Annotated in this window: 21 protein-coding genes; 19 read left to right on the forward strand and 2 right to left on the reverse strand. The window is 35.8% G+C overall.

The annotated features are described in order from the left end of the window. Positions 1-292 precede the first annotated feature (292 nt). Complete coding sequence (locus ACR1PN_RS06285) at positions 293-895, reverse strand: hypothetical protein (RefSeq protein WP_433979311.1); 603 nt, start codon at positions 893-895, stop codon at positions 293-295. 621 nt (positions 896-1,516) lie between these two features. Between ACR1PN_RS06285 and ACR1PN_RS06290 the strand changes: the two genes are divergently transcribed. Further along, the gene (locus tag ACR1PN_RS06290; protein ID WP_433979312.1) at positions 1,517-2,788 is read left to right on the forward strand and encodes a helix-turn-helix domain-containing protein; all 1,272 of its coding nucleotides are present in this window, start codon (positions 1,517-1,519) and stop codon (positions 2,786-2,788) included. Here the strand turns inward: ACR1PN_RS06290 and ACR1PN_RS06295 are convergent. Continuing rightward, a complete protein-coding gene (locus ACR1PN_RS06295) occupies positions 2,778-4,478 on the reverse strand; it encodes a helix-turn-helix domain-containing protein (protein ID WP_433979313.1) in 1,701 nt (566 codons plus the stop codon). The two genes, ACR1PN_RS06290 and ACR1PN_RS06295, sit on opposite strands and share 11 nt — an antisense overlap. Before the next feature lie 268 nt (positions 4,479-4,746). Between ACR1PN_RS06295 and ACR1PN_RS06300 the strand changes: the two genes are divergently transcribed. The 18 genes from ACR1PN_RS06300 (at position 4,747) to ACR1PN_RS06385 (ending at position 22,705) form a co-directional block, all read left to right on the forward strand. After that, complete coding sequence (locus ACR1PN_RS06300; RefSeq protein WP_433979314.1) at positions 4,747-5,616, forward strand: phosphatase PAP2 family protein; 870 nt, start codon at positions 4,747-4,749, stop codon at positions 5,614-5,616. A 51-nt stretch (positions 5,617-5,667) separates the two neighbouring features. Further along, positions 5,668-7,014 carry a sigma-54-dependent transcriptional regulator gene (locus tag ACR1PN_RS06305; RefSeq protein ID WP_433979315.1) on the forward strand — a complete coding sequence of 449 codons (1,347 nt, stop codon included), beginning with the start codon at positions 5,668-5,670 and terminating at the stop codon, positions 7,012-7,014. A 158-nt stretch (positions 7,015-7,172) separates the two neighbouring features. Then, entirely contained in the window at positions 7,173-7,532 is a 360-nt protein-coding gene (locus tag ACR1PN_RS06310; RefSeq protein ID WP_034679841.1) for a DUF7674 family protein, read from the forward strand. 12 nt (positions 7,533-7,544) lie between these two features. Beyond that, a complete protein-coding gene (locus ACR1PN_RS06315; protein WP_426605044.1) occupies positions 7,545-7,682 on the forward strand; it encodes a hypothetical protein in 138 nt (45 codons plus the stop codon). Between the two features lie 106 nt (positions 7,683-7,788). Continuing rightward, complete coding sequence (locus ACR1PN_RS06320; RefSeq protein ID WP_433979316.1) at positions 7,789-8,166, forward strand: DUF7674 family protein; 378 nt, start codon at positions 7,789-7,791, stop codon at positions 8,164-8,166. Between the two features lie 2 nt (positions 8,167-8,168). Beyond that, positions 8,169-8,246 (forward strand): potassium-transporting ATPase subunit F, encoded by a 78-nt coding sequence (locus ACR1PN_RS06325; RefSeq protein WP_074958710.1) that lies wholly within the window; start codon positions 8,169-8,171, stop codon positions 8,244-8,246. A 142-nt stretch (positions 8,247-8,388) separates the two neighbouring features. Next, positions 8,389-10,077, forward strand: a complete 1,689-nt coding sequence (kdpA, locus tag ACR1PN_RS06330; RefSeq protein ID WP_433979317.1) for a potassium-transporting ATPase subunit KdpA — start codon at positions 8,389-8,391, stop codon at positions 10,075-10,077. Positions 10,078-10,098: 21 nt separating this feature from the next. Continuing rightward, positions 10,099-12,105 (forward strand): potassium-transporting ATPase subunit KdpB, encoded by a 2,007-nt coding sequence (gene kdpB, locus ACR1PN_RS06335; protein ID WP_433979318.1) that lies wholly within the window; start codon positions 10,099-10,101, stop codon positions 12,103-12,105. A 100-nt stretch (positions 12,106-12,205) separates the two neighbouring features. Continuing rightward, positions 12,206-12,769: a K(+)-transporting ATPase subunit C gene (locus tag ACR1PN_RS06340; protein WP_433979319.1), complete on the forward strand. Its 564-nt coding sequence runs from the start codon at positions 12,206-12,208 to the stop codon at positions 12,767-12,769. A gap of 63 nt (positions 12,770-12,832) precedes the next feature. Continuing rightward, entirely contained in the window at positions 12,833-13,915 is a 1,083-nt protein-coding gene (locus tag ACR1PN_RS06345) for a porin (protein WP_433979320.1), read from the forward strand. A 69-nt stretch (positions 13,916-13,984) separates the two neighbouring features. Next, complete coding sequence (locus ACR1PN_RS06350) at positions 13,985-15,109, forward strand: sensor protein KdpD (RefSeq protein WP_433979321.1); 1,125 nt, start codon at positions 13,985-13,987, stop codon at positions 15,107-15,109. Beyond that, positions 15,109-16,845, forward strand: a complete 1,737-nt coding sequence (locus tag ACR1PN_RS06355; RefSeq protein ID WP_433979322.1) for an ATP-binding protein — start codon at positions 15,109-15,111, stop codon at positions 16,843-16,845. The genes ACR1PN_RS06350 and ACR1PN_RS06355 overlap by 1 nt, the downstream gene beginning before the upstream one ends. A gap of 532 nt (positions 16,846-17,377) precedes the next feature. Continuing rightward, the gene (locus tag ACR1PN_RS06360) at positions 17,378-18,283 is read left to right on the forward strand and encodes a KGG domain-containing protein (protein WP_433979323.1); all 906 of its coding nucleotides are present in this window, start codon (positions 17,378-17,380) and stop codon (positions 18,281-18,283) included. Positions 18,284-18,352: 69 nt separating this feature from the next. Continuing rightward, positions 18,353-18,994 carry a ferritin-like domain-containing protein gene (locus tag ACR1PN_RS06365; protein ID WP_433979324.1) on the forward strand — a complete coding sequence of 214 codons (642 nt, stop codon included), beginning with the start codon at positions 18,353-18,355 and terminating at the stop codon, positions 18,992-18,994. Between the two features lie 69 nt (positions 18,995-19,063). After that, positions 19,064-19,861: an SDR family NAD(P)-dependent oxidoreductase gene (locus ACR1PN_RS06370; RefSeq protein WP_378174641.1), complete on the forward strand. Its 798-nt coding sequence runs from the start codon at positions 19,064-19,066 to the stop codon at positions 19,859-19,861. A gap of 28 nt (positions 19,862-19,889) precedes the next feature. Beyond that, entirely contained in the window at positions 19,890-21,434 is a 1,545-nt protein-coding gene (locus tag ACR1PN_RS06375; RefSeq protein WP_433979325.1) for an FAD-dependent oxidoreductase, read from the forward strand. Then, positions 21,412-22,083, forward strand: coding sequence for a DUF6766 family protein (locus tag ACR1PN_RS06380; RefSeq protein WP_433979326.1), 672 nt, complete (start codon positions 21,412-21,414; stop codon positions 22,081-22,083). The genes ACR1PN_RS06375 and ACR1PN_RS06380 overlap by 23 nt, the downstream gene beginning before the upstream one ends. 19 nt (positions 22,084-22,102) lie before the next feature. After that, entirely contained in the window at positions 22,103-22,705 is a 603-nt protein-coding gene (locus ACR1PN_RS06385; RefSeq protein ID WP_433979327.1) for a hypothetical protein, read from the forward strand. Positions 22,706-22,718 lie beyond the last annotated feature (13 nt).

The following is a 22,718-nucleotide window of genomic DNA, read 5'->3' on the forward strand; positions in this document are numbered from 1 at the left end:
AGAGATTCTACAGAGATGTTTTGCTATAGAACTAAGAATAATAAAGCTGTAATAATCTGATTTCAGTGGTCAAGAAAACAGTAACACACTAATGTTTTTTGTTATCTAAATCCTTCATGCAAGATGTGAACTGATGATATCATACAGTAGTATATTCATGATAATTTGCAATTTAAACAAGTACTCTGAAGAACCTGTTTAATGTAATGTTGCATTGCTCACTGAAATTTACAGTCTAAACAAACCGGTATAGTAAAGAAAAAATTTACCGGACTTATATTCTGAAATTGAATTAAACAAAAGGAGGTGGCCGGGTGTAATAAAATGCCCTCACCATTCCTCCTTTTAGAAAATTTGAATAGGTATATGATGAATTTGTGTTGCCATGATAATAGCTATTTAAGTGAAAAGCTCTGTAAATAATTGCAACCTTGTACTGAAGGTTGGTATTTACAGTTCCTTCGCTGAAATGTTTTTTTGAAATATCGAAAAAATCGGTTGAATTTTTTGATATACAGGTTTTTACGATTATTTTTGGAATTGTTTTTTTAGCAACCGGTTTTTTTTCTTCGGTCTTTGCTAAATAATTATGTTCTTTGTGTTTTAGCTTTACTTTTTTCTCCTGAGGATCAGTGTTTATTTCAGAAGGTCCTTGGGAAATGTTTTCCATTCCGTAAACAACAGTTCCTTCCGATATATGTAAAATGTTTTCCTCAGATTTGGGTACGGTAATTGTATAAGTAGAATCTGAATCTGCAGGGCTTTCATCAGGTAAATCTGCCCATAAAAAATTTGGCAGTAATGTAAATATCAATGATAGAAAAAAAACAGATTTCCTAATGATACCTTTTGGTTTCATGGTGAGGGAAATGGTGTTGTGGTATTTTTTTATCATGGATGGTTTTTATTGTTTTCTTTTTAAATTGAGGGATATTTAGCAAAGAATACGCAGCAATATTACACTGATATTCGGCATAAAAAAATAATTTCATGGCATTATTTCTGAAATTGTTCTTAATTTTTTTTAAGTTTTACAAATTAATTATCATGATTATCAATTGATTATGATTTTTTAACATTTTTTTATCATTTTTAAATCAATTGGAATTTCACCCTGTTTTACATGAGGTTGTTTTTACCTTATTTTTAAGAATTATTACGATATAGGTTTAAAATATCAATATTTATTAATTTTGGTTTATATGTTTTTAAGCTTTATCGATTTTTTATGTATTACCGATTATTTCTCATCTATAATGAAGTAATTTTATTTTGCCCTTAGTTTTAAAAACAAGCTTTATATAGAATAATAACAGAAAAATATATGTGTTTTGTTATTCTGTTTTTTAAGTTTTATAATTAGTATTTTACAATTAAAATATTATGTAAATAAGAGAATTAACTGATTTTTTGTTGGAATAATATCTGAATATATTCTATATACTTTTACCTGTATAGCTCTTTCGTACATTATTTTTGGACTAATACCATTTTGCAATGGTTATGACAAAAATTTATGCTTCGAGATTTACCAAATCAGTCTGAATATTTATTTTCTGTAAAGAGTATCCACTACAAAAGATTGTTAGTCAGGTCTTTCTTATTTTTTTTCCTGATGTTTTATGTAGGTCATTGTAAAATTGATGCTCAAAGATTACCATGTCATCAACAAAATAAAATTGACCAATTTATTAACAATGCCACTGGCCTTGAACAGAATGGTAAACTAAAAGAGGCACAGAAAATTTTAAAAGAAACAATTCGTATTGCAAAAACCGAAAGCTGTGGTAAAGGATTGTTGATGGCGACTGAAAATCTAATACGTTTATCTTCCAAGATAGGAGATCTAGATGTGTCAGAACGTTATTTTACAGAAGCTTTGGAGATGATCGAGCAAGATACCACTAATTATCACTCTGATGCCAAAATGGATATGTATCAGGCTTTGCAGGAATTTTATCATGTAAGTAAAGATTACGCAAAGGCTATTGGATATGGAGAACGCATGCTGATGATTGAAAAATCAAGCAAAAGACCCTATAACAGAAGGCAGGCTTACATGATTTTGGCAAAATCATATCTCAGTTTAGGTATAAATGAGAAATCTAAAAGTTACCTTGATCTTTATTCTAAAATTAATGACAGTATTGTTTCTGTTGAAAAACAAACAGTAAAAAAATCTATCCGTCAGGTTACTGCAGAAACAAGAAAAAGCAGTACCCATACATTTAATAAAACGATTCTGATTGGCTTAGGAATTATATTTGTTATTCTGCTCGGTTTTATCATTTTTCGTAAGCACAATAGCACTACTTCGATAAAAAACAATCGACCGTCTAAAAATAATTCAATTCAAAATATAGTTGCGGATTCTGATAAGGATTCTGAAAATACAGATGATTTTAATTCTTTTTCAAAACCCACACTTGGTATTTCACAGGAAATGATAGATGTTATTCTGAGAAAACTCACCAAATTCGAAGAATCAGGCAAATATTTACGTAAAGATATTAATCTTACCTGGCTTTCTAATCATCTCAATACCAATACAAGATATATATCAGAGGTCATCAAAATTCACCGTAATAAAAACTTCAATAGCTACATCAACGGTTTAAGGATTCAGTATATAACAAATAAACTGATGAATGATCCTGTATACCGTGAATACAAGATTAGCTACCTTTCTGAAGAATGCGGATATTCATCAACGCAGGTTTTTGTAATCGCCTTTAAGAAGGAAACCGGAGTTACACCATCACATTATATAGATCGGCTTAAGAGCTGAGGTTTGTATTGTTAATATGATCTTCCTGAAGACTCTCTATGAAATATGAGGGAGTTACTCCATATATTTTTTTAAATGCAATTACAAAAACCTGTGGCGAAGCGTATCCGCAAACTTCTGCTAAATAGCTGATCTTGTATTCTCTGTAGTTTGGTTCGTTATAAAGCTTATGAACGATGAAATTAATCTTAAGATGATTGATATAATTACTGAAATTCTGTGACCTGTGATGCTTAATAATTTCAGAAAGATATTTCGAGTTGGTATTTAGCTGAGCTGCAAGAAGGCTAATAGTAAGATCCTTTTTTAAAAACTTTGCAGATTTTTCAAAGGCTGCCAGCTTTTTAAGAATTCTTGCTTCTGTCTCTGAAGATATTGTATTTTTTTGAGAAACTGTCGTGATTTCAGGATTTAGATTTTCTTCCGGTTGCTGATCCGGATCAGTAGTGGTATCCATGTTTGAGTCATCAATGTATGGAGTCGTGTTATTATTAAGATTTTCAATAATTTTCTCATATTTCTGGCGTAAAACCCTGTTTCTTCTTTTCCACAGAATTGTCGTTATAATCCCTGCAGATAAAATCAAAAGCCCGATTATTAATAGTTGTTTTTTTGAACTTTCCTTGTGCTTTTTGTCTACTTCTGCAACCATCTTCTTTATAACTAAATCAGCTTCCTTTTTATCAACATAGTCTAAACTGTCAACCAATAGTGCATATTTATTCATAAAAAATTCTGATTTTTCTTTATCACCCATTGCTACATAAACTTGAGCGAGTGTTTCAAACGAATCTATTCGGGATGCAGGGTAACTATGTTGTTTTTCAAGTACCATTGCGGCGTTCAGATATTCAGTTGACTTTTTATAATCTTTTGTTTTAAGATATAAATAGCCCAATTGATTATACATATAGATTTTATCGTAAGGATCAACTGTATATCTTTTGTTGTTCTGAATTTTATATCCTTCCAAAAGATACTTTTCAGCCAATGGAAGGTTTATTTCCCTGGCAATTTTCATGTGATAAGTACCAAGAGACATATTTACGTAAGAAAGTAAACCGTATTTCTGTTCAATGGGTACAGGTTTACCATGATCACTAATTTTCTCTGCCATTTCGAGAGATTTCAAATAGTAATATTCCATTGAATCTTTCAGCTTCGTTTCATCAAACTTTTTATTCTCATAATACACACTCATATTCTCATAAGAGGTTGCTATTACGTAATTTCTCTTATCTTCATTTTCAATAGTTTTTGCGTAGCTGATTGCTTTCTTAAAGTCTTTTAAGCTTGCTTCATCTAAACCTATATACCCTAAAGCCAAAGCATTCCTTCGATATATACTCGCTATATGTCCGTACGTATCTTTTTGATCTTTAGCTACTTTTTTTAAATTGCTGCCTAAGTCTACAACGGCTTTATTATTTCTTTGTCCTAAATAAAGACCACTTAAATAGTCACCACTTCGTAAAATTCCTCCTTTATAACCTATTTTTTCAGATTCTTCTTTTATTTTTAATAATGCAGTTTCATGTTTGGGATCTATAAAAGCTTTGCTTACTTCTGCTATTTCATCCAATCTCTTATCTATGGAAGATCTTGTTTTTGATGAAGAAACAGAATTAGATTGTGCAAAAACATTATAAAAAGAAATAAGGAAAAGAAAAGAGAATAAAAATTTTGTCATAGAAATATTGTTTTTCTGGAATTTAACAAAGATTTACACTTATCATTTTATACGATCAAAAATACAATTTTAAACTTACATACCACGTGATGTTGAATTAATAATTCTTAAATTGATTAATAAAGTATTTGACTGATTTGATTGAATGAGCTATACCTTTATGTTTTAATAATATACAGAGTTCAATCTATTTTTTCTATACACTAATTAAAAATACCGGTTACAACTGCTAAATGCATAAATTTGCTGTTTTAAAGAGACTTGAACAGTGAGACAGACTTTAATTTTCGGATTATTCTTTACTTCCAATTTATTTTTTTCGCAAGAAACAGACAGTTTAGAAATAACGAATCTAAATATAAAGGATTCGGTGATTGTTGATGTTAAAAAAAGTATGGGTAAACAGCTTGCTGCAGATGGAAAACAAATCTTTAATAATATAGTGCACAGTTATGCAAGTCCATTTTCATGGAAGAAAGACAACTGGATCGATGTGGGCGGCGTAGCTTTAGGTACAGTGATTCTGTATTCTGTAGACCACGACACCAGTAAATTTTTTATGGATCGGCGTGAGAAAGTTCCCGGTGTGATAAGAAAGTTTGGCGACTATTTCGGAGGTCCTCAAAATAATTATGGTATTACCAGTGTGGTCTATTTAACCGGGCTTTTTACTAAAAATGACAAGATTAGAAACACGGGTGTACTGATGATTTCTTCGGCCACAACAGCAGGAGTGATTCAGACTTTAGCAAAAACCTTAGTGGGAAGAGCAAGACCCGGAACAGGAGAAGGCAAGTTTTATTTTAAACCTTTCAGCGGTGAACCGGCATACAGGTCATTTCCTTCAGGCCATACGGTATTGGTTGCAACAACGATGTTTTCTCTGGCAAAACAGTTTTCAAACCCTTGGGTAAAAGCAGGAATTTATACCGTTGGTGCCATTACACCTTTATCAAGAGTCTGGGACGGAGCTCATTTCTTTTCGGATGTCTTTCTGAGTGCTGCAATCAGCTATTTTGTGGTGGAAGGAACGTATAAATACATGAATAAAAACGACAACAAAAAAGAAGGAAAAAACAAAATCGCATGGAGCGTAAGCATGTCTCCTAATATGGTGGGATTAAGTGGCGTATTTTAAACTTAAAATATTCAATATAAATTCTAATTTTGATTTTTATAAATTACAACATTGAATACTATTTTAATTATTGATGACGAAGAGAAAATAAGATCGCTTTTATCAAGAATCATAAGTCTGGAAGGATTTGAAGTTTTTGAAGCAAGCAATCTGAAATCAGGACTCAAAAGACTTGAAGTTTCAGACATCGATATTGTTATTTGCGATGTGAAGCTTCCGGATGGAAACGGCGTAGAATTCTCGAAAATCATTAAAGACAGGTTTCCGGTTGTAGAAGTTATTCTCTTAACCGCTTTCGGCAATATTCCCGACGGCGTGATGGCGATAAAAAATGGCGCTTTCGACTACATTACCAAAGGTGACGACAATACCAAAATTCTTCCGCTCATTTACAAAGCCACAGAAAAAGTAGCATTAAACAAACGTGTCATTCAACTTGAAAAACAGTTGGATAATAAACAGTCTTTTAATAATATTATCGGTAAATCCGAGATATTGCTTTCATCGGTAGACTCCGCAAAAAAAGTTGCAATAACGGATGCAACAGTACTTCTTACAGGAGAAACAGGAACCGGAAAAGAAGTTTTTGCACAGGCTATTCATCATGCAAGTAAGAGAAACAAGAAAAACTTTATTGCGGTAAACTGTTCTGCGTTTGGAAAAGATTTGCTGGAAAATGAACTTTTTGGTCATAAAGCCGGTGCTTTCACGGGAGCGGTAAAAGACAGCAAAGGTATTTTTGAAGAAGCCAATCTGGGAACTGTTTTTCTTGATGAAATTGGCGAAATGCCACTGGACCTTCAGGCAAAATTACTAAGAGTGCTGGAATCCGGTGAATTTCTCAAAGTAGGAGACAGTAAGCCTATAAAAACCGATGTCCGCATTATCGCAGCAACCAACAGAGATCTTGAAAAAGAAATTGAAAATGGAAATTTCAGAGAAGACCTCTATTACAGGATTAATATTTTTAAAATAAATCTACCTTCTTTAAGAGAAAGAACTTCAGACATTGAGCTGATTGCAGATTTTTTCCTCAAAACGTTTTCAAGAAAAATTGGTAAAAATATTTCGGCTGTTTCTGATGGATATTTAAAAGCATTAAAAAAACACCAATGGAAAGGAAATATTCGTGAACTAAGAAACGTCATAGAACGCAGTGTGATCTTAACGGATTCTTCAATTCTTGATATAGAAAGTCTTCCGCCCGATATTGCAGAAAACAATTCAGATAACGAAAGCAATAAACTTATGTCAGCTTTTTCAATGGCAAGTGCAGAAAAGATGCAGATTCAGAAAGTTCTTAATCATACAAAAGGCAATAAATCGGAGGCAGCACGTCTTCTAGAAATCGGTATTGCAACATTGTATCGAAAAATAGAAGAATACAAAATTTCATAAAATATTTTTCCATTCTGATAATGACCCTATCATTTTGATAGGGTTTTTTGTTTTTTGATATTAAATGATTTAACTGTAGTTGATTGATTTTGAATTACTTAAAGTTGAATGTTTTTTCTCGGAATAAATCTTGGCATTATGTATTCAAATAATTAAAAATGAATCATACAGAAGCCGTTGCAGAGATCATCAAAGTGATCCCGGAAACAAAAGAAGAATTTCAGGAGTCTTACAAAACCAAGTCACCTTACATGGTCATCAATGTTTTTACCCGACAGATCAAAAAACTGATCAGAGATAATGACCAAAAAATTCTGCTGAAATCTATTCGAAAGATGAATCAGTTGTATAACAAAGGTGATCAGGCTTTAAAAAATGCCATCGAAAATATCTTCATCTATTCTTTAGACAGCTTTACATTTTCGAGTGAACCCGCTTACAAAAAAATGATTTTCGACAAAATGTCATTGAGCCTTCAGAATAATTATCTGCATCAGGTTTACAAATCAGGGATTTAAAATAAAAAAAATATGAAATCAAAAATCAGGAAAATGGGAAGCTGGAAAGAATGGAAATCTATTCGTGAAAAGCATAATCTTGAGATTGTAACAATTAATATCGCTGTAATCTTAGGCGTTTTTGTTGCTGCAGCAATTATTCAGTATTAAAAAATTACGATATGACAACAATTATTTTATTGATTCTGGGATTGGCTTTTTTCGTTTTGTTTTACCGCCTTATTGAATATTTCGATGAAATTTAAAACATTCAGCTTTGAAAAAGATCAACCGAATTACTGCCATAGAATATATGAAGGTATTTTTTCCTTCCATTCGCAGTGAGATCACAGAACTTTCTGTACAGAACAATTTTCCGGGAATCGTGCAGATCACGATAGAGAATATGAGAAGTCTTTCCCAACATTCAAAAATTCAAAAAATGAGTGTCTCGATAAGCAGAATGTACTGGATTTATAAAAATGGTAATTCTTACATCAGGTACATCATAGAAAACCTTTTTGTAAGGTCTTTTGAAAGCTGGAGAAAAAATCTGCAACCTCAGCAATGGAAGTTTCTTTATCAGGAAATTCCTTCTGCTTTCCGTGAAATTCACAGTCTGCAAATAACACAAGATCAAAAATTAAAAAATTAGATATGACCTTATTATTCATCATCGCCATAGCAGTATTCGCTTATATGTGCTATGTACTCGTAAAACCTGAAAAATTTTAAATATGCTGTAAAGCAATGAAACAAAACATTATCAATAAACTCAAAGACTGGGGAATACTGTTTTTCTGGATCTCCTGTATCGTCGCATTTCTTTATCTGATTATTACTGTAAAAGAATTCGAATTAATTCATTAAAAAACTTATGAACACTGAAATTTTAGGCATTGTGGCAATGTTTCTTATAACATTGCTGCTCGCAATACCTTTAGGTAAATATATCGCAAAAGTTTACTCCAACGAGAAGACTTTTTTAGACCCGGTTTTTAATCCGATAGAACGTTTTTTCTATAAATTTTCAGGCATCGATCCGGATCATGAAATGAATTGGAAACAGCATCTTGTTGCACTATTAACGATCAATCTGCTTTGGTTTTTTATGAGTATGCTGGTTTTGATGAACATGAGCTGGCTTCCTCTTAATCCAGACGGAAATCCAGATATGTCACCGGATTTGGCATTCAATACAACCATTTCATTTTTAGTTAACTGTAATCTGCAGCATTACTCGGGAGAAACTGGGATGAGCTATTTCGGACAGATCTGGCTGATGTTTCTTCAGTTTGTATCGGCAGCAACCGGTATGGCAGCATCAACCGTTGTTTTTAAAGCTTTTAGAGAAAAAACAACCGAAAAACTCGGAAATTTTTATGATTATTTATTAAAATCGATCACAAGAATTTTGTTGCCTATTTCATTAATCATCGGTGCCGTGATGGTTTTTGAAGGCATGCCGATGACTTTTAACGGGAAAGATAAAATGATTACACTGGAAGGCAAAACCGTGGATGTTTCCACAGGTCCAGTTGCTGCATTTGTACCGATCAAACACGTCGGAACCAATGGAGGCGGATTTTTTGGAGCAAATAGTGCACACCCTTTAGAAAATCCCAATTATTTTACCAATATGGTAGAAATGTTTGCGCAACTTGTCATTCCAATGGCAATGGTTTTTGCATTCGGACATTTTATTCGCAGAAAAAAATTCGGGTACATGATTTTTGGAGTAATGACTGTTGGATTTTTATTACTTGCTGTTCCAACCATTACCATGGAAATGAATGGTAACCCAGCAATCAGCCAGATGGGAATTGATCATTCTTTAGGTTCAATGGAAGGGAAAGAAATCCGGTTCGGAGCGGCGGCTTCAGGATTCTGGAGTATTGTGACAACCGTTATTTCTACAGGTTCTGTCAATTCAATGCACGACAGTGCTGTACCGCTTTCAGGAATGACACAGATGTTGGCAATGATGGTAAATGCTTTTTATGGTGGTGACGGCGCCGGGATTTTGAACATTTTTATTTACATCATTCTTGCGGTTTTTATCAGTGGATTAATGGTAGGAAGAACTCCCGAATTTATGGGCAGAAAAATCGAAGCAAGAGAAATGAAAATAGCGATGATTGTGGCATTATTTCATCCGTTTCTCATCTTAGTGGGCGCTGCTGTGGCAACGGCATTTCCGGAAGTAGGAGCATCTACGCTTAATAATCCGGGTTTTCATGGCTTCAGTGAGATTTTATACGAATATACTTCTTCTGCTGCCAATAATGGTAGTGGCTTTGAAGGACTGGGTGACAATAATATGTTCTGGAACATCTCAACAGGAATTGTATTAATATTAGGTCGGTTCATTCCTATTATCGGGCCTGTAGCGATTGCTGGTTTACTGGCAAAGAAAAAATACATTCCGGAAGGCGAGGGTACCCTAAAAACTGATACTTCCACTTTTGGAATCATGATTTTCGCTGTGATTGCCATCATTGCTGCACTTTCGTTTTTCCCTGCATTGGCATTGGGTCCTATCGCAGAATATTTTTCAATGAAATAAAATTAGATAAGAGAAATTAAAATGAATAATAAATCATTATTTCAGAAAGAATTGGTTCAGGAAGCTTTAAAACAATCTTTTGTAAAACTGAATCCAAAACTGATGATCAAAAATCCGGTCATGTTTCTGGTATGGCTTGGTACATTAGTCATGCTGTTTGTCAGCATCTGGACTTTAACAGGTGAAAAATCGCAAGGAAGTTTCTTCTATAACTTTACTGTTTTTATCATCCTTTTATTAACGGTATTGTTTGGAAATTTTGCCGAAGCCATTGCTGAGGCAAGAGGAAAAGCTCAGGCAGACAGTTTGCGTAAAACAAGAGAAGAAACACCTGCAAAACTTCGAAACGGAGAGGTAATTTCATCAGCCAAATTAAATAAGGGCGATATTTTCGTCTGTGAAGCGGGAGATATTATTCCTTCAGACGGAGAAATTATTGAAGGTCTGGCAACCATTGACGAAAGTGCCATTACCGGAGAGTCAGCTCCTGTCATCCGAGAATCAGGAGGTGATAAAAGTTCTGTAACCGGCGGAACCAAAGTTTTATCTGATAAAATTGTTGTACAGGTAACAACGCAACCTGGAGAAAGCTTTTTAGATAAAATGATTGCTTTGGTGGAAGGTGCATCACGCCAGAAAACACCGAACGAAATCGCACTAACCATTTTACTTGCGGGCTTTACATTGGTATTTATCATTGTCTGCGTTACGTTAAAACCATTTGCTGCATATTCAAATATAACCATTACCATCGCGTCATTTATTTCTTTGTTTGTCTGTCTTATTCCGACAACAATTGGCGGACTTTTATCTGCGATCGGGATTGCCGGAATGGATAGAGCTTTAAGAGCGAACGTCATTACCAAGAGTGGAAGGGCGGTAGAAACGGCGGGAGATATTGATGTGCTTCTTTTGGATAAAACAGGAACAATTACCATTGGAAACCGTAAAGCCACTCATTTTCATGCTGCTGTTGGTGTTGATGAATTAAAACTGATAAAAGCTGCGGTGTTAAGTTCAATGTCGGATGAAACTCCGGAAGGAAAATCAATCATAGAGCTGGCTGGTGTGAATCCGTTGAGTTATCAGGTGAACGATCCGGTTTACATCAAATTTACTGCAGAAACAAGAAGTTCGGGTATCGATTATGAAAATGTAAGAATCCGTAAAGGAGCAACCGATGCGATTAAAAAAATTGTTACCGGTGCCGGAAATCCTTTTCCTGAGGAAGTGGAAGAAACAGTTCGTGCCATTTCTCAAAATGGAGGAACACCGCTAGTGGTTTCGGAAAACGAAAAAGTTTTAGGAGTGATAGAACTTCAGGATATTATTAAACCTGGGATTAGCGAGCGTTTTGAAAGACTCAGAAAAATGGGCATCAAAACGGTAATGGTAACGGGTGATAATCCGCTTACAGCTAAATTTATTGCTGAAAAAGCCGGAGTAGACGATTTTATTGCCGAAGCAAAACCGGAAGATAAAATGAACTACATCAAAAAAGAACAGCAGGAGGGAAGATTGGTCGCCATGATGGGAGACGGAACCAATGATGCTCCGGCTTTGGCTCAGGCTGATGTGGGCGTAGCAATGAACAGTGGAACACAAGCTGCAAAAGAGGCGGGAAATATGGTGGATCTCGATAATGACCCAACCAAATTAATTGAAGTGGTCGAAATTGGTAAACAGCTTTTGATGACAAGAGGAACGTTAACAACATTCAGCATTGCCAATGATGTAGCCAAATATTTTGCGATTATTCCGGCACTTTTTATCACTGCAATTCCTGCTTTGCAAGGTTTAAATATTATGAATCTTCACAGTCCGGAAAGTGCCATTTTATCGGCAGTAATCTTTAATGCGATCATTATTCCGATCCTTATTCCGCTGGCTTTAAAAGGTGTTGCTTATAAACCGATCGGTGCATCAGCTCTATTAAGACGCAACTTATTTATTTTCGGTTTAGGAGGAGTAGTAATTCCCTTTATCGGAATAAAAATTATAGATCTTTTTGTTTCATTATTATTCTAAAATCAACAGGCGGGGCAGGAAGAATACTTCATCCAATTACAATGTCTCATATATTAACTTATCTATTTTCTTCTTGTCTTTAGCCTGAAAAAATTTCATCATGAAAAAACATATTTTACCGGCAGTAAAACTGACCGTTTTATCCGTCATTCTTCTTACAATAGCTTATCCGGCGGTTATTTGGGCAATTGCGCAAGTTTCACCAAATGGTGGAAAAGGTGCGCTGATTACACACAACAATAAAACCTATTACTCCAATATCGGGCAGTCTTTCAGTGAAAACCGTTATTTCTGGTCACGACCTTCAGCGGTAGATTACAATTCGGCAGGTTCGGGAGGAAGCAATAAAGGCCCGTCAAATGAAGAATATCTGAAACAGGTACAAGCCAGGATCGACACTTTTTTAATGAAAAATCCGGGAGTGGCGAAATCTGAAATTCCTGTTGACCTTGTAACCGCAAGCGGAAGCGGTCTTGATCCAAATTTTTCGGTACAGGCAGCAAAAGTTCAGGTGAAAAGAATTGCTCAAGACCGAAATATTTCTCAGGAGAAAATCAATCAGCTTATCGAAGCTAATATTCAGAAGCCTTTTCTAGGACTTTTCGGACCGGAAAAAATCAATGTACTTAAGCTGAATATTGCTTTGGATCAATTAGGAGAATAATAGCTAATCATCATTTAAAAATAATCAGTAATCCTGATTTTAATCTTATATTTAAAAATAATAATGAAAAAAATAATCTTTGTTTTGTTTGCAGTTTTTGGTTTAAAAAATGTGCAGGCTCAAAGCGATTCAATTGTTAAACCTCTTACAGTAAGCGGATATGCCGAAGTGTATTATATGGCAGATTTTAATAATCCTAAAAACAACAGCAGACCGGGTTTTGTATACAGCCATAATCGAAATAATGAAGTGAATGTCAACCTTGCTTTCATAAAAGCAGGTTATAATACAGACAAGCTAAGAGCAAATCTTGCATTGGCAGCGGGAACTTACATGAATGCAAATTACGCGGCAGAAGCAGGAGTAATGAAAAACATTTATGAAGCAAATGTAGGTTTGAAAATCTCTCAAAAACACAATTTGTGGATTGATGCAGGTATTTTACCGTCACATCTCGGTTTTGAAAGTGCGGTAGGAAAAGACAATTGGACACTCACCCGAAGTCTTTTTGCCGACAATTCTCCCTATTTTGAAACAGGAGCAAAAATTTCTTATACTTCTTCGACAGGTAAATGGTTTCTAAGTGCATTGGTTCTGAACGGATGGCAGCGAATTCAGAGAGTTGACGGTAATTCTACTCCGGCATTTGGGCATCAGATTACTTTTAAACCTAATGAGAAACTGACGCTGAACAGCGGTTCTTTTATCGGAAATGATAAGCCTGATTCTATTCGACAGATGAGATATTTCCACAATTTATACGGAATTTATCAAATCAATAAAAAATTGGGCGTCACTGCAGGATTTGATATTGGTGCCGAACAAATAAATAAAGGCAGCAATGATTACAATATCTGGTACACTCCGGTTTTGTTGCTGAAATATAATGTCAATGAGAAATTTAGTTTTACAGCAAGAGGAGAATATTATCAGGATGAGAAAGGCGTCATTATTTCTACAAATACCCAAAACGGATTCAAAACTTTTGGATATTCTCTGAATGCAGATTATTATATCTTACCCAATCTTGTCTGGCGAACAGAAATCCGAAATCTGAACAGCAAAGACGCTATATTTATGGATCGAAGTGAAAAGCTCGATAAAAACAGTTTAACGGCAATTACAGCTTTGGCATTCTCGTTTTAATTCAGAAAAAAGCTTAATTTCCCTGCTATGATCTTGCAGGGGAATTTTTTAATTTTTAAAAACTCTACAATGGAAGAGCCCAGAAAATCAGCAGAAGATTTTTTACATCTCATTAATCAGTCGAAAAGAGGAAAGCTTAAGATTTACATCGGAATGAGCGCGGGCGTCGGTAAAACTTACAGAATGCTTCAGGAAGCTCATGTTTTGCTGCAAAATGGTATTGATGTAAAAATTGGATACATTGAAACCCACAACAGAAAAGAAACCCACAGTTTACTGGATGGTCTCCCAGTTATTCCCAGGAGAAAATTATTTTACAAAGGAAAAGAACTGGAAGAGCTGGATGTTTCGGCGATCCTTGTTCTCCGACCCGAAATTGTTATCATTGATGAACTTGCCCATACTAATATTGAAGGAAGCAAAAATAAAAAACGGTGGCAGGATGTGATGGATATTTTAGAAGCAGGAATCAATGTGATCAGTGCCGTAAATATTCAGCATATCGAAAGCCTGAATGATGAGGTAAAATCGGTCACGGGAATTGAAGTTGCGGAAAGAATTCCGGATACTGTACTTGCAGCCGCGGATGAAGTAGTTAATATCGACCTTACTGCAGAAGAACTGATTAATCGTTTAAAAGAAGGAAAAATTTACGACAGCAGTAAAATTCAGTCTGCTTTAGGCAATTTTTTTAAAAGTGAAAATATTTTGCAGCTTCGTGAATTGGCTTTAAAAGAGGTTGCTTCACAGGTTACCCGAAAAGTGGAAGCCGAAATTACAGTTGGAAAAAGCCTGAGAAAAGAAAGATTTTTAGCCTGTATCAGTTCAAATGAAAAAACCGCAAAAAATGTCATCCGGAAAACCGCACGACTTGCAAATTATTATAACAGCCAGTGGTTTCTTCTCTATGTTCAGATTCCTAAAGAATCTTCCGACAGAATTACATTAAGCAAGCAGAGACATCTGATCAATAATTTCAAACTGGCTACAGAATTGGGAGCTGAAATTATCAGAGTTGAAAATAAAAATGTCGCCTTATCCATCATGGAACAGTGTGATGAAAGAAATATTACCACTGTCTGTATCGGCAAACCTCATTTAGACATCTGGAGAATTATTTGGGCCACAGACACTTTTAATTCATTATTAAAAAGACTTTCTAAGCAAAACGTAGATTTAGTAATTTTGTCGTGATGAAAATAAAAACCAAACTTAACGCAGGAGTCGGGCTGCTGTTTCTGATGATCATTATTCTTTCAACTTTGGGAGGATGGTTTATTTATCAGCTTAAAAAAGATACACAGAATATTCTTGTTGCCAACTACAACACCCTGCAATATTCCCGAAATATGCTTTTGGCGCTTGAAGAGATCGATACAGATTCGCTTGCAGTGGCAGAATTTCAGAAAAATCTTACGCTGCAATCTAAAAATATTACAGAAAATGGCGAAAAAGAAACTACGCAAAGCATTCGTAATCATTTTTTGAGTTTAAAACAAAACAAAGCCAATAAAGATCTGCAATCTTCCATCCGTAAAGAAATTACAGAGCTCATGCAGCTTAATATGAGCGCCATTCAGCTGAAGAGCAGCATTGCCAATACAACTGCACAAAATGCCATTGCCGTAGTTTCTGTTGCAGGGATATTGTGTTTTCTGATCGCTTTTATTCTCATGGTTAATTTACCGGCAAATATTGCCAATCCGATCCGGGAACTTACCGCAAGTATACATCAGATTGCTCAGCAGAATTATCGACAAAGAGTAAGATTTGAAGGCAACAGCGAGTTCGGAGAATTGGCGAGGTCTTTCAATACGATGGCAGAAAAACTTCAGGAATATTCCGAAAGCAGGATTGATAAAATTCTGAAAGGAAAAAAAAGGATTGAAACACTCATCGACAATATGCATGATGCAGTCATCGGGATTGATGAAAACCGCAAGGTACTTTTTGTAAATGATGAAGCATTAAAAATTTCGGGTTTGAAAAGAATGGATTTTGTTGGAAGGCAGATTCAGGATATCGCCGTAACGAATGACCTCATCAGGAATCTTATTAGAGAAATTATAGATCCCGAATCAAAAAAAGATCCATCAGAATCCCTGAAAATATTTGTAGAGGGAAAAGAAAATTATTTTGAAAAGGAGATTGTAGACATCAATGTAATTCCTACAGGCGAAACAGAAAGCCATTTTATCGGTCAGGTTATTATGTTAAGAAATATTACGCCTTTCAAGGAACTTGATCTGGCAAAAACTCATTTTATAGGAACGGTTTCCCACGAATTCAAGACACCCATTTCTTCCATACAGATGGGATTACAGCTGCTGGAAAATGATAAAATTGGTAGTTTGAATGAAGAACAGCAGAAGCTAATAAAAGGTATCAGTGACGACGCAATACGATTACTGAAAATTACAGGAGAATTATTGAATTTGGCTCAGCTTGAAACAGGAGTTACACAGCTCAACATCCATCCGTTTGAAATAAATTCAATGATTCGGGAAGTGGTGAATACCAATAAATCTGCTGCTGATAAAAAGCAAATAGTGATCATTACGCAAATTGATCCTCAGCTTACAAGTATGATTGCCGATGAAGAAAAAACACTTTGGGTTCTTAATAATATTGTATCAAATGCAATTCGTTACTCTTCTGATAATTCGCAGGTCAATATTAAAGTTGAGAAAATTGATCATAATAACGTTAAATTTTCAGTAACAGATCATGGACCGGGTATTGAAAAACAATATCAAAAACATATTTTCACACGTTATTTTCGTGTTCCGGGAACAAAAGCAGAAGGTACAGGTCTTGGTTTAAGCATCAGCAAAGAATTTATTGAGTCGCAAAGCGGAAGTATTGACGTCGAAAGCGAAATAGGAAAAGGGAGTACTTTTACTTTTATTCTTAAAGAAAATTTAAACTAAAAAATATATATAAAATTCAAACATAATTATTTAAACCCTTTAATGCCAACTGTTTGCGGTTGGTATTTGTTTATAGATATAGTTTTAAAAGAAAGTTTTTAATAAAAAGCAGCTGGTATGACTTGAATCATAACTATTGACACTTTTTTCATCGTAGCTTTGGTAGACACCAAACAAGATATATTATGAAATCATTGAACATTTCAGCATCTCTGCTGTCTGCCTGTTCGCTGCTGAACAGAGCAGGTTTTCAAAAAAATTTCAGAACATCCATAAAATTACCGGGAGGGTAGTTTAATATTCTTTATGTGAATTAAAATAATTCTGTCAAATATTCTACGGTTTAAATAAATGTGGATGTTGGGATTTCAGGATTAAAATATTTCACATTCTATGTTTGTAACCATGAGCAAAAATTGGCTCAGGGCAATCAATCTATGTCTTTACTAAATCTTAAAAAAAAATCACGGGAATCTGAATACTAGTCTAGGATTTCCGCAATCACTCAATATTAATTTAAAAAAATTCAGTTATGAACAACAGAAATTCAAACAACAGAAGTTCAGGAAGCAGCTCTTCACAGAATTCATCACTTCTTGAAGAAATTTACCAATTAGGGTATGACCACGGTTATACCGATGCATCGGAAGATGAAGAATACGATGATGATTTCTCGGATTATGAGGATTATTATGATGATGAGGATTACGAAGATTATGACAGCTATGATGACGATGAAGACTATGATGATGAAGATGATGATGACGAAGATTACGATGATGAAGATGACGACGATGATAACAGAGGTCGTGGAAGATCTGGACGTTCAGGAAACGGAAACCAAAACAGAGACAGCCAGGGAAGATTTACTTCAGGCGGAAGAGGTTCTCGTGGCTCAAACTCAGGATCAGGACGTGGAAGATCAGGAGGGAATTCAGCAGGAAGCTCGAGAGGCGGAAATTCTGGCGGAAGATCAGGAAACTCTGGTAATTCAGGAAGAAGTTCTGGTTCAGGAAGGCAGGGATTTGCTTCAATGAGCAAGTCTGAACGAACAAGAATCGCAAGAATGGGAGGTGAAGCTTCTCATGGCGGCGGAAGAGGTTCAAGCTCAGGTTCTGGTTCAGGAAGAGGAAGATCAAACAGCAGTAATTCAGGAAGCAGCTCTAGAGGAGGAAACTCAAATTCAGGAAGAGGAAGATCGGGTAGCGGAAGCTCAGGAAGCGGCTCAAGAGGTGGAAATTCAGGAGGAAGATCAGGTAATTCCGGCAACTCTGGAAGAGGCGGAAATTCTGGTTCAGGAAGACAAGGCTTTGCTTCAATGAGTAAAGAAGAAAGAACAAGAATTGCAAGAATGGGAGGTCAGGCTTCTCACGGCGGCGGAAGAGGTTCAAACTCGGGATCAGGAAGATCTGGTTTCGGAGGAAGAAGAAATTCATAGTTTTTTTATACAGACTGTCTCTTTTTTGCACAAAAGGGGCAGTCTTTTAACCAATTAAAATATTATATTATGCCAACCAAATCAGCAAATACAGCAACAACCGGTATAGGTACCAATTCAACACAAGATACATCAACAACAGATGCACAAAACAAAACTGAAAAAGATGAAACACTTAAAATGGGTAATGCAAACGTAGAAAAAAGCGAAATGAAAAACGCTCCGTTGCACAAATTTTTTGTGGATGCTTTAAAAGATATTTATTATGCGGAAGATGCTATCGTAAAAGCTCTTGAAAATATGCAGGAAGCCGCAACGACGGAAGAATTGAAAGACGCTTTCGAAGATCATCAGCTGCAGACCAAAAAACACATCAGCAGACTCGAAAAAGTGTTCAAGTCAATCGGTGAAACACCGGAAAAGAAAAAGTGTGATGCCATTGAAGGGATCATCAAAGAAGGTCAGGAAGTTATCAAATCGACTGAAGAAGGCACAATGACCCGTGATGCTGCATTAATTATTGCTGCCCAGAAAGTAGAGCACTACGAGATTGCAACGTATGGCGGTCTTGTACAGTTAGCGATTACAATGGGACACGATAAAGCGGCTGATCTATTGGAGAGAACACTGGAGGAAGAAGAGGATACCGATTACAATCTTACCGAAATTGCAGAGACCTATATCAATTTCGAAGCAGAGCAGGAAGATTAATTTTCATACAGCCATACGGCAAATTTTGTCGTGTGGCTTTTTCTTTTTTTAATTTTAAAACAGATACCTATGGATCATAATAACAAATATGCACTGATTACCGGTGCAAGCAGCGGCATAGGTTACGAACTGGCAAAACGTTTCGCCAAAGAAGGTTACAACCTTATCATTGTAGGTCGGAATCATGATGCTTTAAGAGACAGGGCAAATGAGTTTAAACATTTTGGAATTAATGTCATCACCTTGGCCAAGAATTTATTCAATACAGAAGATGCCTATTCATTATATGCTGATTTAAAGCAAAGCAATATCAGTCCCGAAATTCTCGTCAATGATGCGGGACAGGGTCTATATGGGAAATTTCAGGATACAGAAATTCACCGTGAAATCGATATGGTAAATCTCAATATCGCTTCAGTGCTTATTTTAACTAAATTATTTCTGAAAGACCGTCTTCCTCAAAATTCAGGAAAGATTTTAAATCTTGCGTCCATCGCAAGCAAAGCTCCCGGACCGTGGCAATCGGTGTATCATGGGACAAAAGCTTTTATCCTTTCCTGGTCTGAAGCCATCCGTGAAGAGCTGAAAGATACAGGAATTACAGTGACTGCACTTCTTCCCGGACCTACAGATACCGATTTTTTCAACAAAGCAGATATGAATCGCAGTAAAATTATGGAAGACAAAGAAAATTTTTCTACTCCCGAAGAAGTTGCCGAAGATGGTTTCAGAGCTTTAATGAATGGTGATGATAAAATTATTTCAGGATTGAGAAATAAACTTACGGTCGCCATGTCAAACCTTGCCTCAGACAGCATGGCTGCCTATCGTATGAACGAAATGCAGAAACCTGCTGATGAAGCTTAATTTAAAATTTAAATAAAAAAATACAAAGATGTTTAGAGACGGAGCAAGAAAAAGTATCTGGCAGGAAGAAATCAGAAGATTTTCCTCAGATGATCAGATTGTAAATAATAAGATATTCGATGTTATTATAGTTGGTGGCGGAATTACAGGGCTCTCTACAGCCCTAGAACTGCAAAAACAAGGTCAGAAATGTCTTTTGATTGAAGCTTCCAACATCGGTTTTGGAACAACGGGCGGAACCACCGCTCATCTCAATACTTTTTTCGACACTACTTTTGATGAGGCCATCAGTGATTTCGGTGAAGAAAACGCGAAACTTTTGGCAGAGGTCGGAAAAGAAGCCATTCAAATCATTCAGAATAATATTTCTGAGCATAATATAGACTGCGATTTTCAGAAAAAGACAGGTTATATTTTTGCTTTGGACGAAAAGCAGAATAAAAAGCTTAAAAAAATGATCGAAGGAGCAGAAAAAGTCGGAATAGAAATGAAATTCTGCGATGTTGTTTCTTTCCCCGTTCCGTTTGTAAGTGTTGCTTCGGTTCCAGATCAGGCACAGTTTCATCCGATTAAATATATTAAAAAGCTGGCAGAAGCCTTCGTTTCTTTAGGCGGAATTATTCTGGAAGAGTGTACCTGTTTAAATCATTCTGAAGAAGATAACGAAATATCAGTAGAAACTTCAAAAGGCTTATTTAATACGAAAAATCTTGTCTATGCAACCCATATTCCACCCGGTGTAAATGTTCTTCATTTGATGGCGGCTCCTTACCGAAGTTATGCCATTGCTTTTGAAATCGGAGATAATAAATATTCTGAAGATCTTATGTATGATCTTTATGATCCTTACCGATATTACAGAACGCAGATTGTTGACGGTAAAAAACTTCTGATTGCAGGGGGTGAAGATCACAAAACCGGTCATGAGCAAGATACCGGAACCTGTTTTTCGAACCTTGAAAATTATGTCCGGGAATATTTTGATGTTGGAGCAGCAGCTTACAGTTGGTCGAGTCAGTATTATGAATCGGTGGACGGAATGCCCTACATCGGAAAACTTCCCGGAAGCAAAGGAAATATTTACGCTGCGACGGGTTTCCGTGGCAACGGAATGATTTTCGGAACCATTAGTTCTAAAGTAATTTCGGATTTAATTATGGGAAATAATAGCAAATACGAAAAGCTTTTCGATCCGGGCAGAATTAAACCAATGGCAGGGTTTGCCAGTTTTATTAAAGAAAATGTAAGCTCTGCAGCCGATTTTGTGAAAGATAAATTATTCAAAGAAAAAATAAACAGCCTTTCTGAGCTAAATGATGGTGAAGCAAAAGTAGTAAAATATGAGGGTGAATCGTATGCCATTTACAAAGAAACCGAAGGCAAAACCCACATTCTGAAAAGTACCTGTCCGCATACCTATTGCGATGTACATTGGAACAGTGCCGAAAAAAGCTGGGATTGCCCATGTCACGGTTCACGATTTGCGGTAACCGGGAGATTGCTTACGGCACCGTCTACTGAAGGTTTACAGAGAATACGTTTTAATGAAAATGGAGAAGAAGAAAACATTTAAAAAAGGATTTTTTTATAACAACAGTTTAGGAATTGTTTTATTCGCATTAATGATATTATGTCTGATCGGTCAGTTTTTCACCGGTTTTACTACCGAAAATAAAGAACTGACGGAACTCGGGCAGCCTTCATTAAGTTTTGCTGAATATTTTACAAGCGGGCATTTCATACAGGCTACCTTCGAAAACTGGGAAAGCGAATTTCTTCAGATGATGCTGTATGTACTTCTCACAGTTTCATTAAGGCAGAAAGGTTCCAGCGAATCAAAATCTTTGACAGAAGCTGAAGATGTTGACAGAGAACCGAAACCTCATCCGGATGCACCATGGCCTGTAAAAAAAGGTGGCATTTATCTTAAAATTTACCAGCATTCTTTATCGGCAGCATTTGCAATATTATTCCTGATGAGTTTTTTGCTGCATTTTTACGGAAGTTTTAAAGACGAAAATACAGAGAAGCTCATGAAAGGTGAATCTCTCTCCCGATGGTATGATTATCTTTCAGAGTCAAGATTCTGGTTTGAATCTTTACAAAACTGGCAGAGCGAATTTCTGGCAGTTTTCTCGTTGGTCATTCTGTCGATCTGGCTCAGAGAAAAAGGTTCGCCAGAATCGAAACCTGTCGATATGCCCAATGATGAAACGCCTTAATTATTTAAAGTAAATCAGAATGAAACCTAAAAATATTCCCGGAGTTCCGTTACATTTTAAAGGAAGTTTTCATGATACGGAAAGCATCAAAGAGATTGAGAATACTGAAGAAACCAATCAGAAATACAATATCCTGAAACAGCGTCTTTTTGCGATCAATAACTGGAGAAAATACTGCAGCGAAAGCACAACAGATTTTAAGCTTTGTGACTCTGAAGGAAAAATGGTAGAGCGATTGCCTAAAATTGGAGATTATATCAGAATTGATATTCCCGGTCCGGGTGGAAGTGAGGGTAGATCTTTCGACTGGGTTCAGATCGTAATGATAGATGCCGATTTTTCAGACCGTGTGATGATTCAGTGCAGACCTTCGGCTGATCCGGAAAAAAAGCATTCTCGGAAAATTGCTCATTTTTACTCCAGTGCAGCAACTTCCACATTTATTGTATCAAAACAGAATAATATATTGAAAGCCGGAATTTATGGCAGAAACGAATATCCTAATCTGAAATCAGGATTTTTGAACTGTATCAGAAATATATTGATTGCTGTTGGCGGAATGCTCGGATTTTCTAAAATACAATGGAAATGTCTAACAAAAGGATTGGTAGATTTTAAATAAACTCATTTGAAAT

This window comes from Chryseobacterium sp. RLHN22 (assembly GCF_051011795.1).
GTDB lineage: Bacteria > Bacteroidota > Bacteroidia > Flavobacteriales > Weeksellaceae > Chryseobacterium > Chryseobacterium zhengzhouense.